This window comes from Micromonospora fiedleri (genome assembly GCF_016774385.1).
Taxonomy (GTDB): Bacteria; Actinomycetota; Actinomycetes; order Mycobacteriales; family Micromonosporaceae; genus Micromonospora; species Micromonospora gifhornensis.
Genome location: NZ_JAETXL010000004.1, coordinates 123316 through 141476 on the forward strand (window position 1 = coordinate 123316; position 18161 = coordinate 141476).

Genomic DNA, 18161 nt, shown 5'->3' on the forward strand with positions numbered 1-18161 from the left:
TCCTCCCTCAGTCCCAGTCCAGGCCGCCGCGACGCCACTCGTAGGCGTACGCGACGAAGACCGCACCGATGAACACGAACATGGCCACGAGCCCGAACACCGGCAGGGCGTCGAAAGAGACGGCCCACGGGTAAAGGAAGATCATTTCCACATCGAAGACGATGAACAGCATCGCCGTCAGGTAGAACTTGACCGGAAAGCGACTGCCGCCGATCGGCTGCGGGCTAGGCTCGATTCCACACTCGTAGGCTTCGAGCTTTGCTCGGTTGTAGCGCCGAGGCCCGGTGAACCGGGTGGCGACCGTCGAGAACAGCGCGAAGGCCGCGGCAAGGGCGAACAGCCCGATGATGGGTACGTAAGGCGAGAGCGACATATTCTTCTCCTGCTCGTCCTTCCCTGCCCTCGTTCGTTGGCGAAATTCACACTATTCACATCCCACCCGACGACCTTCGGCGGGGTGGCCTTGCGTCCTAGACCGCTGGCGCGACCCGGGTCATCGCATTGATCACCCGGTCCATCGCGTCACCGCCCCGGGGGTCGGTGAGGTTGGCCAGCAGCTTGAGCACGAAGCGCATCAGCGTCGGGTGCGGCATGCCGTGCTTCGTCGCCACCCGCATGACCTCCGGTCGGCCGATCAGCTTCACGAAGATCCCGCCGAGCCGGTAGTAGCCGCCGAAGCGCGTCTTGAGCTCCTGCGGGTAGGCCATCAGCGCCCGCTCCCGCTCGGCACCGGCCGGTCGGGCCAGCGCCTGCGCCGCGACCTCCGCGGCCAGTTCGCCGGACTCCATCGCGTACGCGATGCCTTCGCCGTTGAAGGGGTTGACCATGCCGCCGGAGTCGCCGACCAGCATGACGCCACGGGTGTAGTGCGGCACCCGGTTGAAGCCCATCGGCAGCGCCGCGCCGAGGGTCGGCCCTTCGGCGTTCGCCTCGTCGGTCATGCCCCACTCCGGTGGGGTGTTGGCCAACCAGTCGGTGAGCAGCCGTCGGTAGTTGGTCTTGCCGAAGGCAGAGGAGGAGTTCAGGATGCCGAGCCCGACGTTGACCCGGCCGTCACCGAGGCCGAAGATCCAGCCGTACCCGGGCAGCAGTTCGCCGGTGCCCTTGGCCCGCAGTTCCAGCCACGACTCCAGGTAGTCGTCGTCGTGCCGGACCTCGGAGCGGTAGTAGCGGCGCACCGCCACGCCGATCGGACGGTCCTCGCGCTTGGCCAGTCCCAGTGCGAGGGGGAACCGACCGGAGACGCCGTCGGCGGCGACCACCAGCGGCGCGTGGAAGGTGGCGGGGGCCTTGTCCGGGCCGGTCTCGGCCTCGACGCCGATCACCCGGCCGTTGCCGTCGAGTACCGGGCCGATGACGTTGACGCTGGTGCGCAGGTCGGCACCGGCGGAGACCGCCCGCTGGGCGAGCAGGTCGTCGAAGTCGAGGCGGGTCCGCACCAGGCCGTAGTTCGGGAAGCTGGCCAGATCCGGCCAGTCGAGTTCCAGCCGGACGCCACCACCGATGACCCGCAGGCCCCGGTTGTGCAACCAGCCGGCCTCGGTCGAGGTGTCCACGCCCATCCGGATCAGTTGGCGCACCGCGCGGGGGGTCAGCCCGTCACCGCAGACCTTCTCCCGAGGGAACTCGGTCTTCTCCAGCAGCAGCACGCGTACGCCGTGCCGAGCCAGGTGGTAAGCGGTCGCCGAACCACCGGGACCGGCGCCCACGACGATCACGTCGGCGTCGTTCTCCACCGCGGTCATTTGCGCCTCCTCCCCGCGCGCTCGTGAAATGCTTCACAAGCCAGCCGGGACGAGTCTATGACTGTGGCCGTACGCTCGGTTTGTTAGGGCTACCTAACCTCGCGGGACCGGGCTGGCCGCGTCGAGACCAGCCCGGATCGTCTCCGGCAGGTGCTCGCGCAGGGCACCTCCCGCCGCCCGGTCCAGGGCCGCCAGCACCTCGGACACCACCTGCCGCACCTCCGCCGGATCCGCGCCGGCCAGATCCCGCAACTGCTCCACCAACTCGGCGGCGTCGCCGTCGGCCACATCCCTCGGATCCGTCATGCCGGCCAGCGTAAGCCGCAAATCAGGCCGAATGACCGATTTTCCCCTAAATATCGCCAATCATTGCCGAATGCCGCGATGCAGGGCCACCACGCCGCCGGTCAGGTTGCGCCAGGCCACCCGACCCCAGCCGGCCGCCTGCACCCGGGCGGCCAGGGCCGCCTGATCGGGCCAGGCCCGGATCGACTCGGCGAGGTAGACGTACGCGTCGGGGTTGCTGGAGACAGACCGCGCCACCGCGGGCAGCGACCGCATCAGGTACGACAGGTAGACCGTACGGAAGGCCGGGTTGACCGGCGTACTGAACTCGCAGACCACCAGCCGGCCGCCCGGACGGGTCACCCGCGCCAGTTCGCGGAGCGCGGCGTCGGTGTCGTTGACGTTTCGCAGGGCGAAGGAGATCGTCACCGCGTCGAAGCTGGCGTCGGCGAACGGCAACCGCAGCGCGTCCCCGGCCAGCAGCGGCACCTGCGGCCGGGTGCGCTTGCCGGCGTAGAGCATGCCGAGCGACAGGTCGGCACCGACCGCGTACGCCCCGGAGTGGGCCAGTTCCTCCGTGGAGACACCGGTGCCCGCGCCGACGTCGAGCACCCGGTCACCGGGGCGCAGTTCGAGCGCGGACCGGGTGGCCCGCCGCCAGAACCGGTCCTGGCCGAAGGAGAGGACGGTGTTGGTCAGGTCATAGCGGGCCGCCACGCCGTCGAACATCGCGGCGACCTCGTGCGGCTGCTTGTCCAGGCTGGCGCGCTGGCCCTGCGGGGAACGGCTCACCCCTCCACTCTGCCAGCCCGGCCGGTGCCGGATCACCGCCAGGGTCGCCTGATGTCGGCGATCTTCACCACCCGGCGACACGCTCCGCACACAGTTGGGGCGAGATGGTCACCCATCTCGCCCTGACTGCCTTGCGTTATGTGAACGGCCCCTGCGGGCCGATAGAGGACGAGCCTCAGGCGTTGGTCTTCTCGTCACCCGGGGTCACCAGGACCACCCGGCGACGGCGGGACAGCAGGAACAGCACGGCACCGGCGACCACCACGGCCGCACCGACGCCACCGATCAGACCGGCCTGCACACCGGTGACCGGCAGGCCGCCGCCACCGCCGCCGCCACCGGCCGGAGCCGGAAGAATCACCGCGAAATCGTCGGTGTTGTCGGACGGGTCGAGGTCGGCGAAGTCCGACTCCTCGACCTTACGCACCTGGGCCTTCGCAAAGGCCGGCTTGGCCGCACCCTTGTGGATGGCCGGCGCGTCGACCGGCAGGGCACCGAACGCGGTGGCCTCCAGCGAGCCGCCCTTCAGGGTGATCGGTGCCTCGAGGTCCTCGTCCACCGTGATCGGCAGCGCGAGCCACAGGATCGTGTCGGGCTCGAGCAGGAAGTCCTTGTCCTCACAGGTCGCGGTGCGTCCGTCGGAGTCGACCTCGCAGCCGTCGATCCGCCCGAACGTCACGCCCTCGGGCAGCTGGTAGGTCAGCTTGAGGCCCTTGGCGACCTGGTCGCCCTGGTTGATGACCTCGCTGTACACCCCGGTGCTGTCGCCCGGGCGCAGCGGACCCTTCTCCTCGCCGGTGTCGAGGTCCAGACGGGTCTTCACGTCCGGCACGATCACACCGAGGTCGACGCCGCTCTCCGGGGTCAGCTCAACATCGACCTCGATGCTGTTGTTGCTGTCGTCGGTGTCGTCGTCGGACTCGATGCTGATGGTCACCGGCGCGGTCAGCGGTCCGGTGACCTCCGGGTCCATCTTGAGCAGGACGATCGGCACCTCGGTGGTCCCACCCGGTGCGGGGATCTCGTCCTTGTCCAGCTCGCAGGTGAACAGTTCGAGCTTCAAATCGCCGCTGGCCTCGCACTCACCCGAGGTGATCGGCACCAACAGCATCTTCTCGTCGTCCATCTTGGAGACGTCGACGTTGACGAGCACCTTGCGCGGCGTGCCCTCACCCTGGTTCGCAATCTTGATCCAGGCGACCTTGCCTTCGACGCCGTCGGTCATCCGGGTGCCGGCGGCGGTGATCGCCAGGTCCGTCTCGGTGCCGGCGGCGTGGGCCGGTGCGCCGAGAGCGGTGACACCGGCCGAGGCGAGCAACGCGGCTGCGGCGAGGCTCGCGGCGCGGTGGGTACGGAAGATCATGAAATGGTCTCCCCCGTGGGGTGTGAGAAATGTACGGGCGGGGACGTTATCGGTCATCGATCAACCGCGCCACCCCGCAACACCACCACGGAGGAACTGGTCAGCTAATCTTTATTTAAGGATCGGCCGAATCGATGACCGTTACCGCCCGGCCGTATCAGCAGCCGATTCTTAACGGCCTCGCACACCCGGCCGGACAGATGGGCCCGATGGTCCATTCGGCCGATGAGATGGGCCGCACACCACGCGACCCACCGTCACGACACCACCGCCGACCGTCAACTGCGGAGGCTCAGTTCGCCTCGACCAACGGCAGCGAACGACCCGCACCGCCGCCCGGCAACGCGATCGAGGAGAAGTGGGACACCACGCGCTCGTCGGTCGGATCGTCGGCAGGCGTACGGTGCACGGCCAGCCGGTTGTAGAGCGTGTCCCGCTGGGCCGGAATCCGGTCGGCGGAGCGGATCATCCCGATCAGCTCGTGCAGGTTCGACCGGTGTCGTGCGCCGGCCGAGGAGATCACGTTCTCCTCCAGCATGATCGAGCCGAGGTCGTCGACCCCCATGTGCAGCGCGAGCTGGCCGACGTCCTTGCCGGTGGTCAGCCAGGACGCCTGCAGGTGCGGCACGGTCTCGAAGAAGAGCCGGGCCACCGCCACCAGGCGCAGGTACTCCAGGGTGGTGGCCTGGGTACGCCCCTTGAGGTGGTTGTTCTCCGGCTGGTACGTCCACGGGATGAAGGCCCGGAAGCCCTGGGTACGGTCCTGCACGTCGCGGATCATCCGCAGGTGCTCGATCCGCTCGGCGGCGGTCTCGCCGGTGCCCATCATCATCGTCGCGGTCGACTCGACGCCCTGCCGGTGGGCCAGCTCCATGACCTCCAGCCAGCGCTCGCCCGACTCCTTCAGCGGCGCGATCGCCTTGCGGGGCCGCTCGGGCAGCATCTCGGCGCCGGCGCCGGCGATGGAGTCCAGCCCGGCTGCCTTGATCCGGGCGATGGCCTCGTCCAGGCTCACCCCGGACACCTTGGCCATGTGCAGGATCTCGCTCGGCCCGATCGAGTGGATGGCGAGCTGCGGGTACGCCTTCTTGACCGAGGAGAACAACTCCTCGTAGTACTCCACGCCGTAGTCGGGGTGGTGGCCGCCCTGGAGCATGACCTGAGTGGCGCCCAACTCGACGGCCTCGCCGCAGCGCCGCAGGATCTCCTCGGTCGGGTGGGTCCACCCTTCCTTGTGCTTCGGCGCCCGGTAGAAGGCACAGAACTTGCACGCCGTCACGCAGACGTTCGTGTAGTTGATGTTGCGGTCGATCAGGTACGTGACGATGTTGTCCGGGTAGCGCCGCCGACGCACCGCGTCCGCCGCCTCACCGAGGGCGTGGAAGGGCGCATCGGTGTAGAGCAGCAGGGCCTCCTCGGGCGTGATCCGCCCGCCGTCCGCGCCACGCTGCAGGATGTCGTCGATCTCCCGGCTCTCCGTCACGCTCCCGAGCCTACGCCGCGCACCCCGGCACGGCCCGGGGGCGCACCCCACCTGTGACGCAATCCCCTCGTCGATCCTGCGCGCCACGCTGCGCGCGCCGTTTCGCCGAAACGGCGGCATGCGCCAGGGTCGGAAACCACCGTTTCGCCGAAACGGCGTTGATCACCGCGGCCAGCCGTCCCACCTGCTCACGCGGGCGGTCCTGCCCGGCTAGGCGTCGTAGTCGACGGTGAGGGTGTCGGTGCGCGGGCTGGACTGGCAGGTCAGCACGTAACCGGCGGCCACCTCGTCGGGCTCCAGGGCATAGTTGCGGGCCATCTCGACCTCGCCGGAGACCACCTTCGCCCGGCAGGTCGAGCAGACCCCACCCTTGCAGGCGTACGGCAGCTCACCGCGGACCTTGAGCGCGGCGTCCAGCACCCGCTCGTCGCGGCGCATGGTGAAGCTCGACGAACGGCCGTCGAGCACGATCGTCACCTCCGTGCCGCCGGCCGACTCGTCCGGCCGGCGGACCGGCTCGGGTGCGGCGTCGACGTGGAACAGCTCGGTGCGCACCGCCGACTCCGGCACGCCCCGCCCGGCCAGCACCTCACGAGCGTCCACCACCAGGCCGTACGGGCCGCAGAGGAACCACTCCTCGATCACGTCGCCGGGGACGATGGTGTCCAGCAGGCGGCCCAGCCGCTCGGCGTCGATGCGTCCGGACAGCAGCGGCGACTCGCCCTGCTCGCGGGAGAGCATGTGCACCAGGTGCAGCCGGGTCGGATAGCGGTCCTTCAGGTCCGCCAACTCCTCGGCGAACATCACGCTGTTGGCCGTACGGTTGCCGTACACCAGGGTGAAGGTGCTGGCCGGCTCGACGGCCAGGGCCGTGGCGACAAGCGACAGCACCGGGGTGATGCCGGAACCGGCGACCACCGCGCCGTAGCGACGCGCCCGGTCCGGTGCGAACGCCGTGGTGAAGTGACCCAGCGGTGGCAGCACCTCGACGGTGTCGCCGCTGCGCAGGGCCCCGCAGGCGTACGACGAGAAGGCCCCGCCGGGGATCTCCCGCACGCCGATGCGCAGCCGCCCGTGCCGGGCCAGGTCCTCGGGCGTGGAGCAGATCGAGTACGAGCGGCGCACGTCCTCGCCATCGGGCAGCGCGGCGGCATCGGCGGGCGGGCGGCGTACCGTCAGGTGCTGGCCGGCGCGGAACGCGAAGGCCGCGCGCAGCTCCTCGGGCACCGCGAAGGTGACCGCGACGGCGTCGGCGGTGAGCCGGTCCACTGCGACGACGGGCAGCGGATGGAACACCGGCCGGCGACGGACCGGGCGGGTGATGGTGACAGTCACAGCGCCTTCACATGGTCGAACGGTTCGGAGCAGGCGCGGCAGCGCCAGAGTGCCTTGCAGGCGGTGGAGCCGAAGCGGCTGAGCTGCTCGGTCTCCGGCGACCCGCAACGCGGGCAGCGTACGGCCAGGGTCAACGGGACGACCCCGTCGCGGCGGACCGGGGCGGGTGGGGCGATGCCGGCGGCGGCCAGCTTGGCCCGCCCGGCGTCGGTGATCCAGTCGGTGCTCCAGGCGGGACTGTGCACCGTGCGTACCTCGGCGTCGGGGTGACCGGCCACGGCCAGGGCCCGGCGGATGTCGGCGCGGATGACGTCCATCGCCGGACAGCCGGTGTACGTGGGAGTGATCGTCACCACCACCCGGCCGGTCACCGGTTCCACCTCGACCGAGCGCAGGATGCCGAGGTCGGCGATGGTGATCACCCGGATCTCCGGGTCCACCACCGCCGCCACGGCCTCGTGGGCCGCGTTCACCGTCGCCACCTGGCCACTACTCACCAGCGGGCACCGGGGTGGGCACGATGCAGCACCTGCATCTCGGCGAGCAGGAACGACAGGTGCTCGGTGTGCAGACCGTCCCGCCCACCGGCCGGTGCCCAGCTGGGCGCGGGCACGGTGAGTGTCGCCTCGGCGAGCACCGCCGAGACCGTCGCGTCGAAGTCGGCCCGCAGGGTGGCCGGGTCGACCGGGGCCTGCGGCTGCGCGGCGAACAGCTCCGGGACGTACGGCCAGACCTGGTCGAGGCCGGCCTGCATCCGCCGGTGCGACTCCTCGGTGCCGTCGCCCAGCCGGCGCACCCAGAGCGAGGCGTGGTCCAGGTGGTACGCGGACTCCTTGCGCGCCTTGCCGCCGATCGCGGCCAACCGCTCGTCGGCACACCCGGCCAGCGCGGTGTAGAGCGGCAGCTGGTAGGCCGACAGGACGAGCAGCTTCGCCATGGTCACCGCGAAGTCGCCGTTGGGCAGCTCGACCAGCAGGCAGTTGCGGAACTCCCGGTCGTCACGCAGGTACGCCAGCGCGTCCTCGTCGCGGCCCGCGCCCTCCAACTCGCCCGCGTACGACAGCAGCAGCCGCGCCGCGCCGAGCTGGTCCAGAGCGATGTTGGCCAGCGCGATGTCCTCTTCCATCTCCGGCGCCCGGGTGGTCCACTCGGCCAGCCGCTGCGCCGCGATCAGCGCGTCGTCCCCGAGAGCAAGTGTGAAATCAAACGGACCGTTCACAGGTACGTCTCCGTTCGCGACTGCGGGGCTCGCAAACCCGGCTCACTCCTCGCGCTCACAGGTGGGCCACCCCTTCTGGGACCTCGTAGAAGGTCGGGTGGCGGTAGATCTTGTCGGCGGCCGGGTCGAAGAAGGCGTCCTTCTCGTCCGGGCTGGACGCGGTGATCGCGCTCGCCGGCACCACCCAGATCGACACGCCCTCCTGGCGGCGGGTGTAGAGATCACGGGCGTTGCGCAGAGCCATCTCGGCGTCGGGCGCGTGCAGGCTGCCCACGTGCGTGTGCGCCAACCCGCGCCGGGCCCGGACGAAGACCTCCCAGAGGGGGGTGGTGTGCTGGCTCATGCCGCGACCTTCTCCTTGCTTACCTGCTTGGCCGCGTACGCCGCGGCGGCCTCGCGTACCCAGGCGCCTTCGGCGTGGGCGCGACGACGGTGCTCCATCCGCTGCCGGTTGCACGGCCCGTCGCCGGTGATGACCCGCATCAGCTCGTCGTAGTCGGGCTGGGTGAAGTCGTACGCCTGGCGTTCGTCGTTCCAACGCAGGTCGGGGTCGGGGATGGTCAGCCCGAGCACCTCGGCCTGGCCGACGCACATGTCCACGAAACGCTGCCGCAGCTCGTCGTTGGAGAAGCGCTTGATCTTCCAGGCCATCGACTGGGCGGAGTGGGTGGAGTCGCTGTCCGGCGGGCCGAACATCGCCAGCGACGGGTACCACCAGCGGTCCAGCGCGTCCTGGGCCATCGCCTTCTGGGCCGGGGTGCCGTGCGCCAGGGTGTGCAGGATCTCGTAGCCCTGCCGCTGGTGGAACGACTCCTCCTTGCAGACCCGGATCATCGCTCGCGCGTACGGGCCGTAGGAGCAGCGGCAGAGCGGGACCTGGTTGACGATCGCCGCGCCGTCCACCAGCCATCCGATGGCGCCGACGTCGGCCCAGGTGAGGGTGGGGTAGTTGAAGATCGAGCTGTACTTCTGTCGGCCTTCGAGCAGCAGGTCGACCAACTCGTCCCGGCTGATGCCGAGGGTTTCCGCCGCGGCGTAGAGGTACAGACCGTGGCCGGCCTCGTCCTGGACCTTGGCCAGCAGGATCGCCTTGCGCTTGAGCGACGGGGCGCGGCTGATCCAGTTGCCTTCCGGCTGCATCCCGATGATCTCGGAATGCGCGTGCTGGGCGATCTGGCGGATCAACGTCCGCCGGTACGCCTCGGGCATCCAGTCGCGCGGTTCGATCTTCTGGTCGGCGTCGATGACCTCCGCGAAGTACGCGGCCAGATCGACATCCTGACCCGGGGCGCCCCGGTCTCGTTCCGCGGCAGCGCGCAGCGCCGCCTCCGCCGCTTCGACCTCGCCGAGCAGGCCGCCGGGCGCGTCCTCGCCCGAGAAGTCATTGCCATACATGCCCTAAGTGTTACAGCTGGCAGCTCAAGAAACCAGAGGGTGTCACAGAAATGCGAAGCGGCATCGGGCTACGCAGCGGGCATGAAAGGTGACGCTCAGCAGCTATGACTTGGCTCACAATTTTCCCCATAAATGAGCGCAACTGGCTCACAACCGTTCGTTAACCCGCCTTCGCGCCCGGTTGGGCGGTGTCGAAACCTGGCAACCCGGCGATCCGCACGTAGACTTCGCACGTCACACCGATCGGCTAGCGGCGATCGCCGACCAGAAGAGGGCCAGAGTCCCCCGGCCCGCAGGCGACCCGGACCGGTCAGTCCTGGCAACAAGCCGGCCCCCCGGCCTGACATCTGGAGCTCACCCGCTCATGCGATCCCGCGTGGCCATGGTGTTCGCCGTCACAGCACTGTTGCTCGGCGGCGTCATGTTGGTGCCCGCCGCGTACGCCCGGCTCTCTGCCGGGACGGGCGACGGCGCGGTGGCCAGCGTCGCCGCACCCACCCCGCAGCCCCCGCCACCACCGACCCTGGCGCCGGCCAAGGTCTCGGTGAACTTCAAGGGGGAGTACTTCTCCTGGGCGCTCATGGATCGTGAGACGGGCAAGGTCTCCGGCTCGAAGAACATGGCCGCGACCAGCTCCACCGAGTCCATGCTCAAGGCCTGGATCGTCGCCGACTACCTACGCCAACTGGGCGACAAGGAGCCGACGGCAGCCCTGAAGAAGGCCTCCAGCCTGGCCATCCGGGACAGCGACGACGATGCGACGAACGCCGTCTACCGTGCCGCCGGCGGCTCGTACGCGGTGCCGGCCGGTGGTCAGCCCGGGCCGGTGGTCAAACGAGCAATCAAGATCTGCGGCCTCACCGACACCAAGCGGGGCAGCGTCCCCGGCTACGAGGGCTGGTGGAGCTTCACCCAGATGTCCCCGCGCGACGCCGTCCGCCTCGGCGACTGCATCGCCGACGGCAAGGCCGCCGGCCCCAAGTGGACCAAGTGGGTGCTCAGCGAGATGAGCAAGGTACGCGGCAGCACCGCCGCCAAGGATCAACAGGACCGCTCGGGCGGCGGTCGGTGGGGCATCATCGACGGCCTGCCCGAGTCGATCACCAGCCAGGGCCCGGTCAGCATGAAGAACGGCTGGACAGTGCTCGGCTACGACAGCAACTGGCACGTCAACTGCCTCGCAGTGACCGAGAGGTGGAGTCTTGCGGTGATGCTTCGCTATCCACACACTCAAGGGCTCGACTATGGCGCTGACGTCTGCGCGAGCGTGGCGGCGCAGCTCGTGACCCCGCAGCCCGGTGCCGCCGTCAAGGTGCCCCAGCAGCCGATCGGCAAGCTCTGATGGCCGGCCGCAACCGCCGCCGTGCGCGTACGGCATCGCGATTACGGCTCGTCGCCATCACCTCCGTCCTGGTCGGTCTGATCCTGATCTCCTTACGACTGCTGCCCGGCTCGCCGTTCGAATCCACCGCCGCCGCCGAATGGGGGCAGGCAGGATCATCGGACAGCCGCGGCAGCGACCTGACCGATCGCAGCACCCGACCCCCGCCGCCCTCCACCAGCCCGACACCGCAGCCCGATCCGCTGCCGTTCGAGGCGAAAGAACTCGACCTCGACATCGACGGCTGGTACGCCTGGAGCGTGCTGGACCGCCGGTCGGGCGAGATCATCGGCTCGGACAACATGGACGAGACCAGCACCACGGCTTCCCTGATCAAGTCCTGGATCGTCGCCGACTTCCTGCGGCGCAGTGACGACGCCGGGCAGACCCCGACCGACACGAAGCTGGACGACCTGACGAAAATCATCAGGGACAGCGACAACGAACGCACCCAGACGCTGTACAAGCAGATCGGCGAATCCGCCTCGATCAAGCGCCTGCTGTCCACCTGCGACCTGACCGACAGCAAGGTCTCCAGCGACCTCGGGTGGAGCCGCACCGAATTGTCCCCACGGGACGTGGCCCGACTCGGCAACTGCATCGCCGACGGCCGAGCGGCCGGCCCCACCTGGACCAAGTGGCTGCTGAACGAGATGCGACTCGTACGCGGTGTCGGCGACTTCGGCATCCGCAAGGCGTTCCCGGCCGCGGAGGCCAAGAAGATTGCCATCAAGAACGGCTGGGTCGACCGGGAGCAGGAGCAGGAGATCCACGTCAACTGCCTGGCCATCGGCGACACCTGGACGATGGGCGTCATGCTCCGCTACCCCATCAACAAGGGCTACGACTACGGCATGACCACCTGCCAAAAAATCACCAGAGCCCTCCAAACCCCCACCCCCTGACCCACCCACCCCCTCGCCCCGCCGTTCCTTCACGCCGTCGCCCCCTGCGCCGTCCCCCTTCCCCCGTCGATCTTGCACTTTTGGTCGCCGAAACGCGGCTTATGCCCGAAAAGTGGCGACCAAAAGTGCAAGATCGCGGAGGGCTTGGAGCGTGAGGGCTTGGGGGGAGGGCGTGAGGGCGCGCGGCGTGAAGGCGCGCGGGGGTGGGGTTAAGGGGTGAAGAAGGTGGGGCCTTGGGGTGGGAGGGCGGGGGTTTGGCCCAGGGTGGTGGCGTGGCGGGCGAACTCGCGTAGGCCGGCTACCTGGCGGTCGCCCAGGGAGAAGTCCAGCGCCTGGTAGTAGGAGGCCAGGGTGGCCGCGTCGAAGGGCTCCCAACGGGCCGCCGACTCGACGACCTGGTCGAGTTCGGCCAGGCAGAGGTCACGCGAGCGCAGGAAGGCGTCGTGCACCCCCTTGACCAGGCCGGGGTGGGCGGCGGCGAAGTCGCGACGGGCGGCCCAGACGGCGAAGACCATCGGCAGTCCGGTCCATTCCCGCCAGGCCTGACCCAGGTCGGTGACCGTCAGGCCACGGCTGGGTGCCTCGTAGAGGGCGCGCAGGGCCACGTCGCCGATCAGCACCGCCGCGTCCGCCTCCAGCAGCATCTGGGTCAGATCGGGCGGGCAGCGGAAGTATTCGGGCTGCACCCCGTACCGCTCGCGCAGCAGGAGTTGCGCGAGCAGGACTCCGGTCCGCGAGGTGGAGCCGAGGGCCACCCGGGCCCCGTCGAGTTCGGTCAGCGGGCGGGTGCTGACCAGGTTGACCGACAGCACCGGGCCGTCGCTGCCGACCGCCAGGTCGGGCAGGAGCAGCAGTTCGTCCGCGTGACGCAGGTACTCGACCAGGGAGATCGGCCCGATGTCCAGGTCACCGCCGACGAGCGCGGCGTTGAGCCGGTCCGGCGTGTCCTTGTACAGGTCGACGTCGAGCAGGGCACCGGAGCGCATCAGGCCCCAGTAGATCGGTAGGCAGTTGAGGAACTGGATGTGCCCGACCCGGGGGCGGGCGACGCGCTCGACCATGCCCCGACCGTATCCCCGTCGCCGCTGGCCGGCTCAGCGGACCGGCACCGAAGTGGCCAACCCCGCACCCGCCGGCCCCGCACCCGCCAAACCCGCAATCGCAGCGACGCGGGACCGGTCGGTCCGGGTCGCGCGCCGGACCGGGCGGACGAAGCCGAGCAGCACCAGCAACCCGGCCACCCCGCAGCCGACGATCAGTGGCCGGGGTTGGCTCACCTCCAGCAACAGTCCGCCGATGAGGTAGCCGACCATCGCCGCGCCCTGCACCGCTGCACCCATGGCAGCGAAGGCCCGCCCACGGGCGGCCTCCGGTACCCGCCGAGCCAGCACCAGGTTGTTGAACACGCTGTTGCCGCCGTTGCACACGCCGCCGATCAGCCAGATCGGCACCAGCAGCAGCGCCACCGGCACCATCACCGAGACCAGCACCATGAGGCAGCAGCCGCCGAGCAGGAACAGGCCGGCCTGGACCAGAGCGGCGTCGTCGGTGAACCGCCGGGCCAGCCGGGCGAAGATCCAGGCACCGCAGAGCACGCCGAGGGTCCACGCCCCGGTCACCAGACCATAGGTGGCGGCGGAGGCCCCCAGGGTTTCCCGTACGTAGAAGATCTCGATCACGTTGATCGACCCGACCGCCGCGATCACTCCGGCCAGGGTCGCCACCATCGCCACCAGCAACGGATCCCGGTGCAGGCGCCAGCCCACCGCGGCACCGTCCGGCGTCCCGGCGGCATCGGCAGTCGACGGCATCGACCGCCGGGCGCCGCCTCGACGGGTGTGGATGAGCAGCCCGGCAACGACGAGCGCGAGGTAGCTCGCCGCGCCCACCAGCAGCGGCACCCGACTGCCGAACCACCCGACCAGGAAGCCGGCCAGCGCCGGACCGGCGAGTACGCCCAGGGTGCCGGCGGTCTGGTTGAGCGCGGTCGCCCGGGGCAGGTCGGCTGGGCGCACCATCGCGGGGATCAGGGCGGAGAGCACCGGCTGGGTGACCGCCAGACCGGTGGCGAGCAGTGCGATCAGGCAGACGACCAACAGCGGGTGCCGGGCGTACGCCAGGTTGAGGCAGATCAGCGACTGCGCCAGGCCGGCGCCGATCAGCAGGGCCCGGCTGTCCACCCGGTCGGCGAGCCGCCCGGTCAACGGGGCGAGCAGCACCAGCGGCAAGGTGGCCGCCAGCAGCACTCCGGCCACGGCCGCGCCGCCGGCCCCGGTCGACTGGAGGGTCAGCGTCAGCGTCGTGGCGGCGAGGAAGTCACCGCAGGTGGCGATCCCCCGCGCGGCGGTGGCGAGGCCCACGTCCGGCCAGCGGGAGCCACCAGATGTGAAAGACATACTTCGAAAGTAATGCTTCACATCTGGCGTACGCAAGGCGGAGAGCCCCTCAATCCAGCGGCAGCGCCTTGTACTGGATCGCCACCCGACGGGCACCGGCTGGCGGATCGGTCCGGGTCCGCTTGCGGTACGGCCGCAGCGCCTCCACCACCGCGCGGTTCACCTCGGCCAACTCCTCGGCCGTGAGCAGTAGCAACGACTCGCTGAGCATCGAGTTTCGATACCACTCCTCCGGCTCGTCGGGCACCCGGCGCAGCCAGTCTCGGCTGCGCTCCAGATCCCGAGCCAGGAAGGCCTCGACAAGACTCTGCTCGGCCTCGCGGGTAGACGGATCGGCAGCTCGGCCGACGTCGATCGTCCAGGACTGGACCGTGCTGCGCCACAACCGTTCTCGGGCGTCTCCCCGGCTCGGCGCCGCCTCCACCAGACCGAACCGGGCCAGCGCCCGGAGGTGGTAGCTGGTCGCGCTCGGGGAAAGCCCCGCCACCTCGGCACACTCGGTGGCGGTCACCGCGCCCTCGGTCGCCGCGAGGTGTTCCATGATCGCAAGCCGGGCCGGGTGGGCGAGCGCACGCAACGTCTGCGGGTCGCTGATCGTCACCCGGGGCAGCTCGGGGTGGGCCTCCGTCATGCCCTCATGATCCCCGACCAGGATAAGAATTCGGTTGCCGGCGCTGCTGGCCGGAGTAGGCTTTCCGTTCGCCTGACGGCCGCGGTGAGCACGCACCGCAGCGGACGTCCCGCGCCGGGCACCGGCCATCCGCCCCCGGACACGCGAGCGAACAATCGGAAAACGCCGTGAGGAATCGCATCGTGCCTGCATCCGACCTCGACGCCGACCTCAAGGCCGAACGCGAACACTTGGACATCTCCCGCACGGCGTTACGCCGGATGCGGGAACGCGCCGAGGCGCTCTTCGTCACCGGCGACAAGGTCGCCGGTGACGCGTACACCGCAGAACAGCTCGGCCGGCACCTCGCCCGGCGGGTGGCCGAACTGGCCGACGATCCGCGTACCCCGCTCTTCTTCGGCCGACTCGACTTCGGCGGCGCCGACGCCGACCACGCCGGGCGGCGCTACCACGTGGGTCGTCGGCACGTCACCGACGAGCAGGGCGAACCGCTGGTGCTGGACTGGCGGGCACCGGTGTCCCGATCGTTCTATCAGGCCAGCGCCCGCGATCCGCAAGGGCTGGCGGTACGGCGTCGGTTCGGGTTCGACAACGGGAGGCTGACCAGCTTCGAGGACGAGCACCTGGACCGGGGTGAGGAACTCGGCACCGCCAGCCGGATCCTCACCGCCGAGATCGAGCGGCCTCGGGTGGGGCCGATGCGGGACATCGTCGCCACCATTCAGCCCGAGCAGGACGAGTTGGTCCGCGCCGACCTGGCCCAGTCGATCTGTGTGCAGGGTGCGCCGGGCACCGGGAAGACCGCGGTCGGGTTGCACCGGGCCGCGTACCTGCTCTATCTGCACCGGGAGCGGTTGCGCCGGTCGAAGGTGCTGGTCGTGGGGCCGAACCGGGCCTTCCTGGCGTACATCGCGGCGGTGCTGCCGGCCCTCGGTGAGGTGGAGGTCGAGCAGGCGACCGTCGAGGACCTGGTCGACCGGGTGGTGGTGCGGGCGGTGGACCCGCCCGCCGTGGCGGTGATCAAGCACGATGCCCGGATGGCCGAGGTGCTGCGCCGGGCGGTCGACGCGTACGTCGGTGAGCCGACCGAGCCGATCGTCGTCTCCGACGGCTCGTTCCGTTGGCGGATCGGGCTGGAGCCGCTGCACCGGCTGGTCCAGGAGACCCGGGCCGAGCAGTTGCCGTACGCCCTCGGTCGGGAGCGGGTGCGAGCCCGGGTGGTCGGGCTGCTGCAACGGCAGGCGGAGGCCCGGCGGGCGGAGTCGCCGAGCGAGGCGTGGCTGCGCCGGATGGGCCGGTCGAAGCCGGTGACGACCTTCCTGGACACGGTCTGGCCGGCGTTGACCCCGGACGGGTTGGTGCACGCGCTGCTCGCCGATCCCGCCCGACTCGCCGCAGCGGCCGACGGCCTGCTCACCCCCGCCGAGCAGGCCCTGCTGACCGGCCAGGACACCACCCTGACGACCACCGACGCCCCCTTCGGCACACCAGGGGGCACCACGCCAGGAAGCAGCAGGCCCCGGTCCGGGACGAAGCTGGGGCGTACGCCGAAGGCCACCCGGTGGAGCGCCGCCGACGCGGTGTTGATCGACGAGGCGGCCGGGCTGATCGAGCGGCCGGGCAGCTACGGGCATGTGGTGGTGGACGAGGCGCAGGACCTTTCGGCCATGCAGTGCCGGGTGATCGCCCGGCGCAGCGAGCACGGTTCGCTGACCCTGCTCGGCGACCTGGCGCAGGCGACCGCGCCGTGGGCGGCCACCGACTGGCGGGTGACCCTGCGTCACCTCGGTAAGCCGGACGCGACTGTGGTGCCGTTGACCGTCGGTTTCCGGGTACCGGCGGACGTGCTCGCCTTCGCCAACCGGTTGCTGCCGTCGCTCGCTGTGGACGTACCGCCGGCCGAGTCGTTGCGCCGCGACGGGGTGCTCACGGTGCGTACCGTGACCGATCTTTTCGGGGCGACGGTGGCCGAGGTGGGTGCGGCGCTCGCCCACGAGGGGTCGATCGCGGTGATCGCCGCCGACGACGCGGTGGACCGGTTGGGTGCGGCGCTGGCGGCGGCCGGGATCGAGACCGCGACCGCCGCCGATGCGGGCGGCGGCCCGCGCGTCACGGTCGTCCCCGCCACCGCGGTCAAGGGCCTGGAGTACGACCACGTCATCGTGGTCGAACCGGCCGACATCGTGGCGGCCGAGCCGCGCGGGCTGCACCGGCTCTACGTGGTGCTCACCCGGGCGGTTTCCCGGATGTCGGTGCTGCACAGCGCGGCACTGCCCGCACCGTTGGGCTGACCGACGGTATTGCCACCACCTGGGGAACCGAGAATGATCAAGCTTGTGGAAAGAGACATCCTCGCCCGTGCCGAGCGGGTCAGCCGCCGGTACGGCGACGTCCTCGCCCTGGACCAGGTCGACCTTGAGGTACGGGCGGGTGAGCTGGTCGGCCTGCTGGGGCCCAACGGTGCCGGCAAGAGCACCCTGATCAGTCTGCTGGTCGGGCTGCGTAGGCCCACCTCCGGCCGGGTGGAACTCAACGGCGGTGACCCGCGTGACCCGGCGAGTCGGCGGCAGATCGGCGTCACCCCGCAGGAGACCGGGCTGCCCGGCACGCTGCGGGTCGGCGAGGTGGTCGACTTCGTCTCGGCCCACTACCCGAACCCGGTGCCCCGGGGCGAGTTGCTCGACCGGTTCGGCCTGGCGGAGCTGGTCCGGCGGCAGTGCGGCGGGCTCTCCGGTGGGCAGAAGCGTCGGCTCGCGGTGGCGCTGGCCTTCGTCGGTCGCCCCCGGTTGGTGGTGCTCGACGAGCCCACCACCGGGCTGGACGTGGAGGCCCGCCACACCCTGTGGGAAGCCATCCGGACGTTCCACGCCGACGGCGGCACTGTGCTGCTGAGCAGCCACTACCTGGAAGAGGTGGAGGCGCTGGCCCGTCGGGTGGTGGTCATCGGCCAGGGGCGGGTGCTCGCCGACGACACCGTGGACGCGGTCCGGGCCGTGGTCGGCGTACGCCGGGTGAGCCTGACCGCCGACACGCTCCCACCGCTGCCAGGGGTGGTACGCACCGAGCACGTCGACGGCCGTACCCACCTGCTCACCGCCGACGCCGACCAACTGGTGCGGGACCTGGTCACCAGCGGGGTCGAGTTCCGCGACCTGGAGGTGCGCCCGACCTCGCTGGAGGAGGCGTTCCTGGCCATCACCGCCACCGACGCCGCGCCCGCCGCCGCCTGAG

General features: G+C 70.3%; 18 protein-coding genes. 4 read left to right on the forward strand and 14 right to left on the reverse strand.

Translation table 11 applies throughout. From position 1 onward, the window contains the following. Positions 1-7: 7 nt before the first annotated feature. The 11 genes from JMF97_RS11480 to paaA form a co-directional block, all read right to left on the reverse strand. Complete coding sequence (locus tag JMF97_RS11480; protein WP_013731018.1) at positions 8-373, reverse strand: NADH-quinone oxidoreductase subunit A; 366 nt, start codon at positions 371-373, stop codon at positions 8-10. A 97-nt stretch (positions 374-470) separates the two neighbouring features. Then, complete coding sequence (locus tag JMF97_RS11485; protein ID WP_203221580.1) at positions 471-1745, reverse strand: geranylgeranyl reductase family protein; 1275 nt, start codon at positions 1743-1745, stop codon at positions 471-473. Positions 1746-1838: 93 nt separating this feature from the next. Beyond that, the gene (locus JMF97_RS11490) at positions 1839-2051 is read right to left on the reverse strand and encodes a hypothetical protein (protein ID WP_203221581.1); all 213 of its coding nucleotides are present in this window, start codon (positions 2049-2051) and stop codon (positions 1839-1841) included. A 60-nt stretch (positions 2052-2111) separates the two neighbouring features. Continuing rightward, positions 2112-2822, reverse strand: coding sequence for a demethylmenaquinone methyltransferase (locus JMF97_RS11495; protein ID WP_013731015.1), 711 nt, complete (start codon positions 2820-2822; stop codon positions 2112-2114). 175 nt (positions 2823-2997) lie between these two features. Next, a complete protein-coding gene (locus JMF97_RS11500; RefSeq protein WP_203221582.1) occupies positions 2998-4185 on the reverse strand; it encodes a hypothetical protein in 1188 nt (395 codons plus the stop codon). A 292-nt stretch (positions 4186-4477) separates the two neighbouring features. After that, positions 4478-5668, reverse strand: coding sequence for a cyclic dehypoxanthinyl futalosine synthase (gene mqnC / locus JMF97_RS11505; protein ID WP_203221583.1), 1191 nt, complete (start codon positions 5666-5668; stop codon positions 4478-4480). Between the two features lie 210 nt (positions 5669-5878). Beyond that, on the reverse strand, positions 5879-7003 hold the full coding sequence (gene paaE / locus JMF97_RS11510) for a 1,2-phenylacetyl-CoA epoxidase subunit PaaE (protein WP_203221584.1): 1125 nt from the start codon (positions 7001-7003) through the stop codon (positions 5879-5881). Continuing rightward, positions 7000-7476: a 1,2-phenylacetyl-CoA epoxidase subunit PaaD gene (gene paaD / locus JMF97_RS11515; RefSeq protein WP_203221959.1), complete on the reverse strand. Its 477-nt coding sequence runs from the start codon at positions 7474-7476 to the stop codon at positions 7000-7002. The genes paaE and paaD overlap by 4 nt, the downstream gene beginning before the upstream one ends. Before the next feature lie 20 nt (positions 7477-7496). Beyond that, a complete protein-coding gene (gene paaC, locus JMF97_RS11520; protein ID WP_013731010.1) occupies positions 7497-8222 on the reverse strand; it encodes a 1,2-phenylacetyl-CoA epoxidase subunit PaaC in 726 nt (241 codons plus the stop codon). A 55-nt stretch (positions 8223-8277) separates the two neighbouring features. Beyond that, complete coding sequence (gene paaB, locus JMF97_RS11525; protein WP_203221585.1) at positions 8278-8565, reverse strand: 1,2-phenylacetyl-CoA epoxidase subunit PaaB; 288 nt, start codon at positions 8563-8565, stop codon at positions 8278-8280. Then, positions 8562-9617, reverse strand: a complete 1056-nt coding sequence (gene paaA, locus JMF97_RS11530) for a 1,2-phenylacetyl-CoA epoxidase subunit PaaA (protein ID WP_203221586.1) — start codon at positions 9615-9617, stop codon at positions 8562-8564. Before paaA ends, paaB begins: the two co-directional genes overlap by 4 nt. A 364-nt stretch (positions 9618-9981) precedes the next feature. Between paaA and JMF97_RS11535 the strand changes: the two genes are divergently transcribed. Next, positions 9982-10959, forward strand: coding sequence for a hypothetical protein (locus tag JMF97_RS11535; RefSeq protein WP_203221587.1), 978 nt, complete (start codon positions 9982-9984; stop codon positions 10957-10959). Further along, positions 10959-11903, forward strand: coding sequence for a serine hydrolase (locus tag JMF97_RS11540; RefSeq protein WP_203221588.1), 945 nt, complete (start codon positions 10959-10961; stop codon positions 11901-11903). The genes JMF97_RS11535 and JMF97_RS11540 overlap by 1 nt, the downstream gene beginning before the upstream one ends. A 209-nt stretch (positions 11904-12112) precedes the next feature. Here JMF97_RS11540 and JMF97_RS11545 read toward each other — a convergent pair whose 3' ends face one another. From JMF97_RS11545 to JMF97_RS11555, 3 genes are read right to left on the reverse strand one after another with little or no spacing between them, the layout of a single operon-like run. Next, on the reverse strand, positions 12113-12964 hold the full coding sequence (locus JMF97_RS11545) for a menaquinone biosynthetic enzyme MqnA/MqnD family protein (RefSeq protein WP_203221589.1): 852 nt from the start codon (positions 12962-12964) through the stop codon (positions 12113-12115). A gap of 33 nt (positions 12965-12997) precedes the next feature. Further along, positions 12998-14299 carry an MFS transporter gene (locus JMF97_RS11550; RefSeq protein ID WP_203221590.1) on the reverse strand — a complete coding sequence of 434 codons (1302 nt, stop codon included), beginning with the start codon at positions 14297-14299 and terminating at the stop codon, positions 12998-13000. A 49-nt stretch (positions 14300-14348) separates the two neighbouring features. Beyond that, positions 14349-14930 carry an ArsR/SmtB family transcription factor gene (locus tag JMF97_RS11555; RefSeq protein ID WP_203221591.1) on the reverse strand — a complete coding sequence of 194 codons (582 nt, stop codon included), beginning with the start codon at positions 14928-14930 and terminating at the stop codon, positions 14349-14351. A 182-nt stretch (positions 14931-15112) separates the two neighbouring features. Here JMF97_RS11555 and JMF97_RS11560 point away from each other — a divergent pair, with 182 nt between their 5' ends. Next, the gene (locus JMF97_RS11560) at positions 15113-17221 is read left to right on the forward strand and encodes a HelD family protein (protein ID WP_203221592.1); all 2109 of its coding nucleotides are present in this window, start codon (positions 15113-15115) and stop codon (positions 17219-17221) included. A gap of 33 nt (positions 17222-17254) precedes the next feature. Next, positions 17255-18160 carry an ABC transporter ATP-binding protein gene (locus JMF97_RS11565; RefSeq protein ID WP_203221593.1) on the forward strand — a complete coding sequence of 302 codons (906 nt, stop codon included), beginning with the start codon at positions 17255-17257 and terminating at the stop codon, positions 18158-18160. Position 18161 lies beyond the last annotated feature (1 nt).

Excerpts from the sequence above, each read along its gene's own strand:
- JMF97_RS11535 (WP_203221587.1), top strand. The coding sequence starts at position 9,982 with ATGCGATCCCGCGTGGCCATGGTGTTCGCCGTCACAGCACTGTTGCTC.
- paaA (WP_203221586.1), bottom strand. The coding sequence starts at position 9,617 with ATGTATGGCAATGACTTCTCGGGCGAGGACGCGCCCGGCGGCCTGCTC.
- JMF97_RS11500 (WP_203221582.1), bottom strand. The coding sequence starts at position 4,185 with ATGATCTTCCGTACCCACCGCGCCGCGAGCCTCGCCGCAGCCGCGTTG.
- JMF97_RS11485 (WP_203221580.1), bottom strand. The coding sequence starts at position 1,745 with ATGACCGCGGTGGAGAACGACGCCGACGTGATCGTCGTGGGCGCCGGT.
- paaB (WP_203221585.1), bottom strand. The coding sequence starts at position 8,565 with ATGAGCCAGCACACCACCCCCCTCTGGGAGGTCTTCGTCCGGGCCCGG.
- JMF97_RS11550 (WP_203221590.1), bottom strand. The coding sequence starts at position 14,299 with ATGTCTTTCACATCTGGTGGCTCCCGCTGGCCGGACGTGGGCCTCGCC.
- JMF97_RS11565 (WP_203221593.1), top strand. The coding sequence starts at position 17,255 with ATGATCAAGCTTGTGGAAAGAGACATCCTCGCCCGTGCCGAGCGGGTC.
- JMF97_RS11540 (WP_203221588.1), top strand. The coding sequence starts at position 10,959 with ATGGCCGGCCGCAACCGCCGCCGTGCGCGTACGGCATCGCGATTACGG.
- JMF97_RS11555 (WP_203221591.1), bottom strand. The coding sequence starts at position 14,930 with ATGACGGAGGCCCACCCCGAGCTGCCCCGGGTGACGATCAGCGACCCG.
- JMF97_RS11490 (WP_203221581.1), bottom strand. The coding sequence starts at position 2,051 with ATGACGGATCCGAGGGATGTGGCCGACGGCGACGCCGCCGAGTTGGTG.
- JMF97_RS11480 (WP_013731018.1), bottom strand. The coding sequence starts at position 373 with ATGTCGCTCTCGCCTTACGTACCCATCATCGGGCTGTTCGCCCTTGCC.
- JMF97_RS11545 (WP_203221589.1), bottom strand. The coding sequence starts at position 12,964 with ATGGTCGAGCGCGTCGCCCGCCCCCGGGTCGGGCACATCCAGTTCCTC.